Source organism: Curvibacter microcysteis, from assembly GCF_028649455.1.
GTDB classification, from domain to species: domain Bacteria; phylum Pseudomonadota; class Gammaproteobacteria; order Burkholderiales; family Burkholderiaceae_C; genus Curvibacter; species Curvibacter microcysteis.
The window spans coordinates 93,068-105,258 of the sequence record NZ_JAQSIO010000001.1 but is presented as its reverse complement, the minus strand read 5'-3'; the positions used below and the strand labels follow the sequence as shown (position 1 = coordinate 105,258).

General features: G+C 67.6%; 10 protein-coding genes. 9 read left to right on the top strand and 1 reads right to left on the bottom strand.

The window, feature by feature from the left end; translation table 11 throughout:
- Positions 1-102: 102 nt before the first annotated feature.
- Positions 103-1,770 carry an MBL fold metallo-hydrolase gene (locus tag PSQ39_RS00445; RefSeq protein ID WP_273924628.1) on the bottom strand — a complete coding sequence of 556 codons (1,668 nt, stop codon included), beginning with the start codon at positions 1,768-1,770 and terminating at the stop codon, positions 103-105.
- A 216-nt stretch (positions 1,771-1,986) separates the two neighbouring features.
- Between PSQ39_RS00445 and PSQ39_RS00440 the strand changes: the two genes are divergently transcribed.
- The 9 genes from PSQ39_RS00440 to PSQ39_RS00400 all read left to right on the top strand — a co-directional run bounded on the left by PSQ39_RS00440 (position 1,987) and on the right by PSQ39_RS00400 (position 12,125).
- Positions 1,987-3,000 carry a Bug family tripartite tricarboxylate transporter substrate binding protein gene (locus tag PSQ39_RS00440; protein ID WP_273924627.1) on the top strand — a complete coding sequence of 338 codons (1,014 nt, stop codon included), beginning with the start codon at positions 1,987-1,989 and terminating at the stop codon, positions 2,998-3,000.
- Positions 3,001-3,056: 56 nt separating this feature from the next.
- Positions 3,057-3,932, top strand: a complete 876-nt coding sequence (gene dapF, locus PSQ39_RS00435) for a diaminopimelate epimerase (RefSeq protein ID WP_273924626.1) — start codon at positions 3,057-3,059, stop codon at positions 3,930-3,932.
- A gap of 20 nt (positions 3,933-3,952) precedes the next feature.
- The gene (locus PSQ39_RS00430; protein WP_273924625.1) at positions 3,953-4,651 is read left to right on the top strand and encodes a DUF484 family protein; all 699 of its coding nucleotides are present in this window, start codon (positions 3,953-3,955) and stop codon (positions 4,649-4,651) included.
- Positions 4,652-4,823: 172 nt separating this feature from the next.
- Positions 4,824-5,837 (top strand): tyrosine recombinase XerC, encoded by a 1,014-nt coding sequence (locus tag PSQ39_RS00425; RefSeq protein ID WP_273925588.1) that lies wholly within the window; start codon positions 4,824-4,826, stop codon positions 5,835-5,837.
- A 152-nt stretch (positions 5,838-5,989) separates the two neighbouring features.
- Positions 5,990-6,655, top strand: coding sequence for a signal peptidase I (lepB, locus tag PSQ39_RS00420; protein WP_273924624.1), 666 nt, complete (start codon positions 5,990-5,992; stop codon positions 6,653-6,655).
- 68 nt (positions 6,656-6,723) lie between these two features.
- Positions 6,724-7,926, top strand: coding sequence for a class I SAM-dependent rRNA methyltransferase (locus tag PSQ39_RS00415; RefSeq protein ID WP_273924623.1), 1,203 nt, complete (start codon positions 6,724-6,726; stop codon positions 7,924-7,926).
- Between the two features lie 157 nt (positions 7,927-8,083).
- Positions 8,084-9,139 carry a CobW family GTP-binding protein gene (locus tag PSQ39_RS00410; protein ID WP_273924622.1) on the top strand — a complete coding sequence of 352 codons (1,056 nt, stop codon included), beginning with the start codon at positions 8,084-8,086 and terminating at the stop codon, positions 9,137-9,139.
- Positions 9,140-9,395: 256 nt separating this feature from the next.
- Positions 9,396-10,211 carry an RNA polymerase-binding protein DksA gene (dksA, locus tag PSQ39_RS00405; RefSeq protein ID WP_273924621.1) on the top strand — a complete coding sequence of 272 codons (816 nt, stop codon included), beginning with the start codon at positions 9,396-9,398 and terminating at the stop codon, positions 10,209-10,211.
- Positions 10,212-10,244: 33 nt separating this feature from the next.
- Positions 10,245-12,125, top strand: a complete 1,881-nt coding sequence (locus PSQ39_RS00400; RefSeq protein WP_273924620.1) for an STAS domain-containing protein — start codon at positions 10,245-10,247, stop codon at positions 12,123-12,125.
- The last annotated feature ends 66 nt before the right edge of the window (positions 12,126-12,191 follow it).

The window sequence follows — 12,191 nt, the reverse complement described above, 5'->3', positions numbered from 1 at the left end:
GTCGGCCACGCCCGGCGGGGGCGGCAGGGGGCGAAGTTTACGCGCTCGGGGGCCACGCCCGACCAGGGGATGGCCCGGGTGGCTTGGATACGCGCAGTGATCTCAGGCCAGGGCCAGGGTCCGGATGCGTTCCACATGGGCCATCAGCGAGCGCTGGGCCACCGGCCACAAGCGTTGCGGCACATCGTCGTAGGCCAGCGGCACCCACTGCTCGGGCGTGCCCTCGGGCAGGGCGCGCATGGCGGCCAACACCTTGGCTTCCCGCTTGAGCCGGTGCGCCTTGAGTTGGGCGATGGTGTCGGTGGCCGCACCCAGCACGTAGCCGTGGGCTGGCAGGATGAACTCGATGCCGTGCTCGGCGCAGGCTGCGCTCAGCAGGTCCAACGACTCGATGTACTGGGCCATGTTGCCGTCGGGTGGGTCGACCACCGTGGTGCTGCCATTGAGCACGTGGTCGCCCGAGAACAGCAGGCCGTCTTCTTCGAGCACCAGGCACAGGTGGTTGGCTGCGTGGCCTGGGGTGTGCAGCACGCGCAGGCTGTGTTGCACGCCCGGGGCCGTGAGCAAGAGGCGCTCGCCATGCTGCAGCGCCCGTTCGGGCGTGAAGGCGCTGGCCGCGCTGGCCGCGCGGGCGGTGGGGGCCGAGGGCAGGCCCAGGATGGGGGGCGCGGCGCGGCCGTGCTGCACGCACAAGGCCTGCAAGGGGGCGGCGCCGGGGGAATGGTCGGGGTGTGAGTGGGTGCAGACGATGTGGCGGATGTCGCCCCCGGCCGCCTGCCACAGGCGCTGCAGGTGTTCCAGGTCGGCCGGGCCGGGGTCGATGGCGATGTAGCCGGTGTCGGGGTCGCCCACCAGGTAGCTGTTGGTGCCAGGGCCGGTCATGACGCCGGGGTTGGGCGCGGTCAGCCGTTGTACGTTCTTGAGCAGCGGCACGGGGCGCTCGGTCTGCCAGGCCAGTTCATGCACGATCTGGCCGTCCGGGCTGACCAGGGCCAGCTCGCCGTAAGGCTGTTCATGCTCCATGTAGCGGGCCTCGTGGCCATGGAGCCAACCGGCGCGGGGGCAACTGGTCCACAGCGGCTGTTCACTGGCGCAGGCGGCCAGCACCGAGGCGACCGTGGGGTAGGCCTGCAGGCGCTCCAGCGTGCGGATGGTCGGGAAGATGATGAAGAACTGGCCTGCGGCATGCCGCGCCAGCGCGTCGGCCGGGCGCACCCAGACCGGTTCGAATTGCTCGGCCTCGTCGGCCACGGGCTCCTGGTGAGCGGGCATGGGCGCGACCAGGAAAGGCACGTCAAAGCGGCGCGGCAGGTCGCGGTCGGTCACCCAGTGCGCCAACACATGGACTTGGTCGGCGGCCAGTTGCAGGCCCAGGGCCTGGCATTGCGCCGCCAAGGGCTGGCTGCGGTCCAGTTGCGCGATGGTCTGGGCATCGGCTGGGCGGCCATCCGCTTGCCAGGCCAGCAGCACCCCCAGTTCCTCAAAGCTTTCGCGGATGGCGGCAATGGCCCGCGTGAGGTTCAGATCGCTCTGCCCTGGCCGGCGCCGGGCCTGGCCGTGCGAGGCGGCATCGAGCGCGTCGATGCCCCCGCCCGGGAACACATAGGCCCCCGGAGCGAAGCTGGCGGTCAGGGAGCGCCGGGTCATCAGCACCTCGACCGCGGTCTGGCCATCAGGCCCGACAGCATCCCTCAGCAGCAGCACGGTGGCGGCCTGGCGCAAGGGGGCGGGTTCGCGAAAAGGGTGCAGTTGCTGGCTGGAACGGGTCATGCGAGCCATTATGGTCAGCGCTCAGGCGGGACCTGACACCTGCAAGACTGGGGTTTTCACCAGGGGCGTTCGGGCCGATGCGGCGGGGACTGGGGCGTCGGCCCGGCCCTTGCTTGCAGCGCCGGCATAAGCAAAGACCTGGTGTTTATGAGCATCTGGTCACAATCGCGGTTCAACGAACCTACCCACCCTGCAGACCTGATTTTGGAGCGCTTGATGAACAACACCCCCTCTCTTCGCCGGACCCCTTGGCGCCTTGGCCTGAGCTGGCTGGCCGCTGCCTGGCTGGGCGTGGCCGGCCCGGTGCTGGCCCAGGGCGACTGGCCGCAGCACCCCATCACCGTGGTGATGACCTTCCCGGCGGGCTCCGGGGTGGACGTGGTGGCGCGCCAGATCCAGGAACCCCTGGGCAAGCAACTGGGCCAGGCGGTGGTGATCGACTACAAACCTGGCGCTGCCGGCAACATCGCCAGCGACTTCGTCTCGCGTGCCAAGCCCGATGGTTACACCCTGGTGTTCGGCACGGCCGCCACCCATGGCAGCAACGCCGCCTTGTATAAAAAACTGTCTTTCGATGTCGAGACCGACTTCGTGCCGGTGGCACCCGTGCTGGATGTGTCCAACGTGCTGACCATCAACCCCGACGTGGTGCCGGTGCGCACGCTCAAGGAGTTTGTCGAGCTGGTCAAGGCCAACCCAGGCAAATACAACTTTGCCTCCACCGGCAACGGCACGGGCACCCACATGGCGTTTGCCGAGTTCAACTCGCGTGTTGGCCTGGAAATGACCCATGTGCCCTACAAGGGCGGCCCCGAGGCCATGACCGCGGTGCTGCGCGGCGAGACCTGCTGCATCATGAACCAGGTGCAGACCGTGCTGACCCATTACAAGGCCGGCAAAGTGCGCCTGCTGGGCGTGACCACGGCCAAGCGCGTGGGCGCGGTCTCGGACGTCCCCACCATCGCAGAAAGTGGCCTCGCAGGCACCAAGGGTTTTGACAGCTCGATCTGGTTTGGCCTGTTCGCGCCCAAGGGCACCGACCCGCGCGTGGTGCAGCGCCTCAACAGCGCCGTGCAGGCGGTGCTGGAAAACCCCGAGGTCCGGGCCAAGCTCGAAGGCGCTGGCAACAGCGTGCGCCTGGAAAGCCCTGAGCAGTTCAAGGCCACCGTCAAAGCCAACCGCCAGAAATGGGCCGAGGTGGTCAAGGCGGCTCACATCAGCCTGGACTGAACCCGGCTTGACGCGGCCCGGTTTCGCCGCCCAGCGGAAGCCCCGATAATCTGGTGATGCAGATCCGCTTCACCAAGATGCAGGGCGCCGGCAACGACTTCGTCGTGCTGGACGAAACCGCCGCGCGCCTGAACCTCAGCCCGGCCCAATACCGCTACCTGGCGGACCGCCACTTTGGCGTCGGGGCCGACCAAATCCTGACCGTGCGCCCGGGCCCAGCGCCCGACATCGACTTCGAGTACGTGATCCACAACGCCGACGGCGGCGAGGTGGAGCAGTGCGGCAACGGGTCGCGCTGCTTTGCCCGCTACGTGCGCGACAAGGGCCTGACCACCAAGGACGCGATCCGCGTGCACACCCGTGCCGGCCTGATCGAGCCCGTGCTGCAGGCCGATGGCCGCGTCACGGTGGACATGGGCGCTCCGGTGTTCGAACTGGCCGACATCCCTTTTGACCCACAGGGCCTGACCCCGCGCGCCCGGGGCGACTGGCAGGTCTGGCCGCTGGCCGTGCCAGGCCGGGAGGCCTTGCAGGACGCCGCCGTGGCCGTGGTCTCCATGGGCAACCCCCACGCCGTGCTGCTGGTGGACGACGTGCAAACCTCGCCGGTGGCCAGCTGGGGCCCTCTGATCGAGTCCCACCCCTTCTTCCCGCGCCGCGTCAACGCCGGCTTCCTGCAGGTGGTGTCGCGCAGCGAAGTGCGCCTGCGCGTGTTCGAGCGCGGCACGGGCGAGACCCTGGCCTGCGGTAGCGGCGCCTGCGCGGCCGTGGTCGCGGGCATCCGCCTGGGCTTGCTGGCTGCGCGCGTGGACGTGCACACCCGCGGCGGCCAGCTCAGCATTGAATGGGCTGGTCTGGGTCACCCCGTGCGCATGACCGGCCCGGCCGTCACCGTTTTTGAAGGGCAGATCGACGTGCCCGACGCCCTCTGATTCACCCAGCTTCCCGCCCCATGACCGACCTCAACACCCCTGGCATGAACCCGATCACCGAAGACGACATCGCCAACTACCTGACCAACTCGCCCGACTTTTTCGAGCGCCATGCCGAGGTCCTGGCCAGCGTGCAAATGACCAGCCCGCACGGCAACCGGGCGGTCAGCCTGCAAGAACGCCAGGCCGAGATGCTGCGCGAAAAGATCAAGACCCTCGAGGGCCGCATCATGGACATGATCCGGCACAGCAACGAGAACCTCATCATTGCCGACAAGCTGCAGCGCTGGGCCCTGGGCCTGATGCGCACCGACAACCCGGCTGAACTGCCCGATCGCATCGTCGCCGACGTGCGCAGCCAGTTCCAGGTGCCCCAGGTGGCGATCAAGGTCTGGTCGGTGGCGCCCCAGCATGCCGAGGCGGCTTTTGCCCAAGGCGTGAGCGAAGACGCCAAGACCTTTGCCACCTCGCTGACCTCGCCCTTCTGCGGCGCCAACCCGGGCTTTGAAGCCGTGCAGTGGCTGGAGCAGCCGGCCCAGGCCGTGTCCCTGGCCTTGCTGCCGCTGCGCAATGGCGCCATCAGCAGCGCCGCGCCGGCCTTTGGCATGCTGGTCCTGGCCTCGCCGGACTCGCAGCGCTTCCACAGCGGCATGGGCACCGACTTCCTGGAACGCATGGCCGAGCTGGCCAGCGCCGCCCTGAGCCGCCTGCGCGGCTGATCCCGTGGCAGCCAGCGGCCGCTCCGCCCGCGCGCTGCGGCCCGCGCCGCGCCAGGCTCCGGCCAGGGGGGGCGATGGCGCCCCCAGCGCGGCGCCACTGGCCGCCTTGTCGCCTGATCCGGTCCCACCCGACGCGGCGGGGCAGCCCCCCGCTCCGGATGCGCTGGATCCCTTGCTGCAGGCCTACCTGACCCATGTCAGGGTTGAAAAGCGCTTGGCCGCACGCACTGTCACCCTGTACACCTTGCACCTGACGCAGCTCAGCGCGCTGGCCCACCAGGCCGGCCTGGGCTTGACGGCGGTGCCGCCCACCCAGGTGCGGCGCTGGGCCGCGCAAATGCATGGCGCCGGCCGCCAGGGCCGGGGCATCGCCCTGGTTCTGTCGTGCTGGCGCAGCTTCTACACCTGGCTGGGTCAGCAGGGTTGGGTGGGCAGCAACCCGGTCAGCGATGTGCGCGCCCCGCGCGCGCCCAAGCTGCTGCCCAAGGCCTTGGGTGTCGATGACGCGGTGCAGCTGGCCGAATTTCAGAACCCCGACGATGACCCTTGGCTGGAAGCGCGTGATGCCGCCCTGGTCGAGTTGCTGTACGGCAGCGGCTTGCGCGTGGGCGAGCTGGTGGGCCTGGATGTCCGGGCCAGCCCGCAGGCCCAGCAACAGGGGCGCGGCTGGATCGACCTGGAGGCCGCCGAGGTCCATGTGCTGGGCAAGGGCGGCAAACGGCGCAGCGTGCCCATCGGGCGCCAGGCCCTGGCGGCCTTGCAGCGCTGGCTGCACCTGCGTGGCGGGCTGGAGCCCAGCGCCGTGCTGTCGCAGCCGGCGCTGTTCATGGGGCGAAACGGCACGCGCCTGACCCCGCAGTCGATCTGGCAGCGCCTGCGCCGGCGCAGCCAACTGGCCGGCACGCCCACGGCGGTGCACCCGCACATGTTGCGCCACTCTTTTGCCAGCCATGTGCTGCAGTCCAGTGGCGACCTGCGCGCCGTGCAGGAGCTGCTGGGCCACGCCAACATCAGCACCACCCAGGTCTACACCCGGCTCGACTTCCAGCACCTGGCCAAGGCCTACGATGCGGCCCACCCGCGGGCGCGTCAAAAAAAGGCAAGCCGGCGCTCGGTCGACCTGCCAGGGGCGGTGCCCGCGCCCCCCGAGTCCCCAGCGGCCACCGAGGCCGAGCCCGAGGGCTGATCCGCTTCAGGGCCGGCGGCCCGAACTTCGGACGTGCTTAGGCCAGCCTTAAGTCCCGTTCGCCGAGGCCCCAGAGCCCGCTCAGTCGACGCATACTGCCGGTCATCTCAGGCCTGCCACGGTGGCGGGTCGGACCTGACAAGGACACCCCCGTGCTGCACTGGATTCGCACCAACCGCTCGTTTTTGCTGCTGTTGCTGGGCTTCGGCCTGTTCCGCACCGCGATCGCCGACTGGAACCCGATCCCCTCCGGGTCGATGCGGCCCACGGTGCTGGAGGGCGATGTGGTGCTGGTCAACCGCGTGGCCTATGACCTCAAGCTGCCGCTGACCGATGTGGTGCTGGCCCGCCTGGGCGAGCCGCAGCGCGGTGACGTGGTGACCTTCAGCTCGCCGCAGGACGGCACCCGCTTGATCAAGCGACTGGTGGCCGTGCCTGGGGACGTGGTCGAGATGCGTGACGAGCGCCTCTTCATCAACGGTGAAGCCGCTCAGTACGACGGCGCCGAGCAGCTCAGCGAAGCCCTGCTGCCCGGCATGGAGCGCCCGGCCACCCGCTTGACCGAAAGCATCCAGGGCCACCAGCGCCGTGTGCAGTGGTTGCAAGGGGTGAGGGCGCGCTCCAGCTTTGGCCCCTTGAGCGTGCCCGCCGGCCAATACCTGATGTTGGGCGACAACCGCGACAACAGTGCCGACTCTCGCTACATCGGCCTCGTGCCGCGCGAGCGCTTGATCGGTCAGGCCAAGGCGGTGCTGGTGTCGGCAGACATCCTGGGCCACTGGTGGCCCCGTTTCGAGCGTTTTGGCCAGGCCCTGTGAGGGCCGGGCTTGGGCGCTTGAACGTGGCGACGGCGCGGCTGGCGTAAAAGGAACGACAATTCCGCCCCATGAAAACGATTCGACTGCGCGAAGGCAAAGAGCGCTCCCTGCTGCGCCGCCACCCCTGGATTTTTGACTCCGCCATTGCCAAGGGCGGTGGCGACCCCGGCGAGACCGTGCGCGTCGAGGCGGCCGATGGCCGATTCCTGGCCTGGGCGGCGTTCAGCCCGGCCTCTAAGATCAAGGCCCGGGTCTGGAGCTTTGACGAGTCGCAGCGCATTGACGCGGCCTTCATGGGCGCCGCGGTGCAGCGCTCGGTGGCCGCGCGGGCCTGGTTTGACGTGCGCAGCAACGGCATCCGCCTGGTGCATGGCGAATCCGACGGTCTGCCCGGCCTGGTGGTGGACCGCTACGACGACACCCTGGTGGCCCAATTCGGCACCGCCGGCATGGAGCGCTGGAAAGACGTGCTGGCCGACGCCCTGCTGCGAGAAACCGGCCTGAGCAAGCTGTACGAGCGTTCCGACGCCAGCTCGCGCGGGCTTGAAGGCCTGCCCGAGGCCACTGGCTGGCTGCGCGGTGGCACCCTGGCCGATGGCCAAGCTGCGCCCACCGGCATCACCCTGCGCGAGCACGACTGGCAGCTCACGCTGGACGTGGCCGAAGGCCACAAAACCGGCTTCTACCTGGACCAGCGCGACAGCCGCCAGCGCTTTGCCGAAGTCACCCGCCAGCGTCAGTTTGGCAGCGTGCTCAACTGCTACTGCTACACCGGCGGCTTCACCGTGGCGGCCCTCGCGGGCGGCGCGGGGCATGTGACCTCGATCGATTCCTCGGCGCCGGCGCTGGAGCGTGCCCGCGCCCACGTCGCGCTCAACGGCTTCGCCGCCGACCGAGCCGACTTCCTGGACGCCGATGTGAACGCCTCGCTGCGCCGCTTTGGGGCCGAAGGCCGCACTTTCGACGCCATCATCCTGGACCCGCCGAAGTTCGCCCCGACCGCTGCGCACGCCGAGCGGGCCGCGCGCGCCTACAAGGACATCAACCGATTGGCTTTCAAGCTGCTCGCACCAGGGGGCGTGTTGTTCACCTACTCCTGCTCGGGCGGCATCAGCGCGGACTTGTTCCACAAGATCGTGGCCTCGGCGGGCATTGACGCGGGCGTGGATGGCTACATCACCGAGCGCCTGGCCGGTGCTCCCGATCACCCCATGACCATCAACTTCCCTGAGGGCGAGTACCTCAAGGGCCTGGTGGTGGTGCGGCGCTGAGCCCGCAGCCCGGGGCCGGGCTTGCCGCGGCCCGGGGGCGGGGCTTGAAAAGCCTCGATAAACTCCTCAACTTGTGCCGGTCGGGGGCGCGCCTTGCGCTCCGGGCTGCCCCACGCGCCGAACCGGCGCCGTCCTGAATTTGTTCGAAAGTCTAGCCATGGCCCTGATCCCCGTCACCATCCTCACCGGCTTCCTTGGTTCCGGTAAAACCACCTTGCTCAAGCGCGTGCTGACCGAGGCCCACGGCCAGAAGATCGCCGTCATCGAAAACGAGTTCGGCGAAGAGAACATCGACAACGACATCCTGGTCAGCAACACCGAAGAGCAGATCATTCAGATGAGCAATGGCTGCATCTGCTGCACCATCCGCGAAGACCTGCGCGAAACCCTGCAACTGCTGGCCGCCAAGCGCCGCAAGGGCCTGCTGGACTTTGAGCGCATCGTCATTGAAACCACCGGCCTGGCCGACCCCGGCCCGGTGGCCCAGACCTTCTTCATGGATGAAGAGATCGCCGAGACCTACCTGCTCGACTCCATCCTGACCCTGGTCGACGCCAAGCACGCGGCCCAGCAACTCAACGACCGCCAGGAAGCGCGTCGCCAAGTGGGTTTTGCCGACCAGATCTTCATCAGCAAGACCGACCTGGTGCCGGCCGAAGAGGTCGAAGCCCTCAAGCACCGCCTGGCCCACATGAACCCGCGTGCGCCGCAAAAGGCCGTGCATTTTGGTGAAGTGGCGATCAGCGAGGTGTTCGACCTGCGCGGCTTTAACCTCAACGCCAAGCTCGACATCGACCCCGACTTCCTCAAGGAAGACGATCACGACCACCACCATGACCACGATCATGCCCACGGCGAGCATTGCGACCACCCCTCGCACCAGCATGGCGGCCACGGTCACCATCACCACCACGATGACGACGTGAAGAGCTTCGCCTACAAGTCGGAGCGTGCCTTTGACCCGGCCAAGTTGGAAGACTTCCTGGGCGCCATCGTCAACATTTATGGCCCGCGCATGCTGCGCTACAAGGGTGTGTTGAACATGCAGGGCACCGAGCGCAAGGTGATCTTCCAGGGGGTGCACCAACTGATGGGCAGCGACCTGGGCCCGCAGTGGGGCCCGGACGAGGCACGCATCAGCAAGATGGTGTTCATCGGCATTGACCTGCCGCGCGACATCTTCTTGCAGGGCCTGGAACAGTGCCTGGTTTGAGGCAGGTCTGACCTCGGCGTCGTTTTTTATCAAAATTGATGCCAATGCCCTTGTGAAGGCGGGCAAAAGCCCTAGACTTGCGGTTTTTCGCAGGGGGTGGGCGACACATGTTTGTCTCGATTCCGCAACGGTTGACGGGGCACGGCCTTGAGCCTATACAATCGCGCCCCGGCAAAAGCCCGGTGCGCGTCCCCGGCGCAGGCCAGCCGGTTCGCCGGTTCCAAGCGATCCCGCCTTTCATGCGAGGAGACAATCTTTGAAAGCCCCTGCCAGCAAATCCCAAGCGGCGCCCGTGGCTGCGGTAAAGAAAACCGCAGCCGCCAAGCCTGCCAGTGCGACGGTGAAAACCGCCGCAGCGGTGAAAGCGCAGGCCAAGGCGGCTGCCCTGACTCCTCCTGCTGCCGCCAAGCCCCCTCCAGCCTCCCTGCCTTCCCTGGTGGTGCCGGCGGTGGCCCCGTCCGGCATCGAGCGCAGCACGCGCCCGTCTTCCAGACTGACCCAATTAACCGTACCATCCATGGCCACGGCCCCTGCCGTGGCGTCAACTGCCGCCAAAGCCAGCTTTCTACACACCATGCCTACGACAATGAACGTTTCGCCCGCGCTTTCCTCGATCAAGAAAGACCCGAAACTGGCCAACAACTGGAAAACCAAGACCGTCGACCAGATGACGGACGAGGAAGTGCTCGCCATGCCTGACAGCGAGTACATGAACGAAAAGCAGACGGCTTTCTTCCGCCTCAAGCTGAGCCGCCTCAAGCAGGACATGCTGAACAACGCCGGTGAAACCACCGAGCACCTGCGCGAAGACACGGTTGTGGTGCCTGATCCCGCCGACCGCGCCACCATCGAAGAAGAACACGCGCTTGAACTGCGCACCCGTGACCGCGAGCGCAAGCTGCTCAAGAAGATCGAGCAATCGATCGCCCGCATCGACGCCGGTGACTACGGCTACTGCGACGAAACCGGCGAACCCATCGGTGTCGGCCGCTTGCTGGCCCGCCCCACCGCCACGCTGTCGCTGGAAGCCCAGCAGCGCCGGGAACTCAAGCAGAAGATGTTCGGGGACTGAGCCCGGTTTGTCCGGCTTGCCCGCCCTGTTTTCATGACCAAAGAAGACCCCTCAGGCCTGCTGTCCAAGGTGGTTCGGTTCGTCACGAGCCCGACCACCAACTGGGGGGACCTCGATCAATCCGAGGACGATCGCGACAGCAACTACAACAAGCAAGCGCTCAAGGAAATGATTGAGCGCAAGCGGCGCAACGACTTCGTGCGCCGCCGTGAGTTTGACCAACTGCGCAAGCTGCGCAAGCGCGAGGCCTTGAACCCGCCCGAGGACCCGCAAGCTCGCCCCTCATTCTTCCAGAGCAGCCTGGCGTCACGCACCGACGACCGTGCCGGTACGCTCAAGAAGATCGACGAGATCGAAGCCCAGATGTCCATGCAGTGGTGGCGTTCCAAACAGGGGCAGCCGCCCCCGGGCACCTCGGCTGCGCTGGCCGCGGCCCACAAGAATGCTTTTGCGCCCACGCGCCCGACCGGTCTGGCATCCGCGCCGGCCTCGGTGCCCGCGTCGGTGCCAGCCGCGACCCAGCCGCAGTCGCGCCACAGTCTGGATGCGGCGCACACCTTGCCGGGCTCCACGGTGTCGACCTCCATGCTCAAGGGGATGAGCATCCCCGCGAGCCGACCGGGTGCGCCTGCGCCACCCCACCTCGCCGATTGGGACTTTGACGGCCCAGGCGGGCGCGGTCAGGGCCCCGCCTTTGCCCCCACGGCGGTGCAAAGCACCTTGCCCATGTCGGGTCACAGCGAATTCGCGTCCTCGCGCCTGCTCGGGCAAGAAACCCCCGCCTATGTGCATGCGCCAGAGTTGGAAGAGGCGGCGATCCGCTACGCCAATGGCGATGTAGAAGGCGCAGAGTCCGCGGTGCTGGACTTGGTGCAGCAGCCGTCGCTGGCCTACCAAGAGCCGCTGTGGATGGCCTTGTTTGATCTCTACCGGGCCACGGCCCAGGCCGATCGCTTTGACAGCGCGTCGATCGATTTCGCGGGCCGGTTTGGGCGCTCGGGTCCTTTGTGGGTGAGCTTTCCATCGGCCGATGCCTCGGCGCGTCGCGCGCCGACGGCCAGTCCCTGGGACGACGGCTTGACCGAGGCCGCGGGTTACCAGTGGACCAGCCCTTCGGTGTTGGGCCTGCAGTCCGTCGCGGCCTTGAAAGCCGCTTTGGGGCGGGCGGCCTCTCCCTGGTTGTTGGACTGGTCCCGCCTGAGCCTGATCGAGGACGCGGCGGTCCCTCCCTTGGCGGAGTTGATGGCCGACTGGGCCCAGTCCCGTGTGCGCCTGCGCTGGCAGGGCATGGCCATTTTTGATGATGTGCTGCGCGCCCAAACCCGATCGGGTGAGCCCGAAGTCTCGCCCGCCTGGTGGCAGCTGCGCATGGAGTCCTTGCGCGTCATGGGGCGCGCTGAGGAATTCGAGTTGGTGGCGCTGGACTATTGCATCACCTACGAGCAGTCCCCGCCGTCCTGGCAGGCGCCGTATTGCGAATGCCGTGTGTTGACGGGCGACGGCGCCGGCTTGTTGTTGGATGCGCCCGCCGGAGAGGGGCCTGCGACCCAGCCCTCGCGTTATCACACCGAGTTCGCCACCACCGCGCTGGCCTTGGACATGCCGGCCCCTGACTCCGAAATGGGCGGACAGCAAGCCATCGTGGTCGATCTGAGTGGCACCATCACCGGCGATGTGGGCGGCTCCCTGCCCGTGCCGCTGCCCGGCTACCGCATTCCCAAGGTGCTGGTGGTCGATTGCGCGCGCCTCGTGCGCATTGACTTCTCGGCGGCCGGCTCGGTGCTCAACTGGGCCGCTGCACGCCAGGCCGAGGGCACCCAGGTGCAGTTCCAGCAACTGCACCGCTTGGTCGCGGTGTTCTTCAATGTCATTGGCATCAATGACCATGCCCGGGTGATGCCCAGGCAAGACTGAGCTGGGGCCTTTTCGAGGTCGCCAAGCCGGGCGGGGCAGGGCGCTGCGCCTGGATTCAGGTGCCGC

Coding starts and splice junctions, on each gene's coding strand:
- PSQ39_RS00445 (WP_273924628.1), bottom strand. CDS start 1,770: ATGACCCGTTCCAGCCAGCAACTGCACCCTTTTCGCGAACCCGCCCCC.
- PSQ39_RS00440 (WP_273924627.1), top strand. CDS start 1,987: ATGAACAACACCCCCTCTCTTCGCCGGACCCCTTGGCGCCTTGGCCTG.
- dapF (WP_273924626.1), top strand. CDS start 3,057: ATGCAGATCCGCTTCACCAAGATGCAGGGCGCCGGCAACGACTTCGTC.
- PSQ39_RS00430 (WP_273924625.1), top strand. CDS start 3,953: ATGACCGACCTCAACACCCCTGGCATGAACCCGATCACCGAAGACGAC.
- PSQ39_RS00415 (WP_273924623.1), top strand. CDS start 6,724: ATGAAAACGATTCGACTGCGCGAAGGCAAAGAGCGCTCCCTGCTGCGC.
- PSQ39_RS00410 (WP_273924622.1), top strand. CDS start 8,084: ATGGCCCTGATCCCCGTCACCATCCTCACCGGCTTCCTTGGTTCCGGT.
- PSQ39_RS00400 (WP_273924620.1), top strand. CDS start 10,245: ATGACCAAAGAAGACCCCTCAGGCCTGCTGTCCAAGGTGGTTCGGTTC.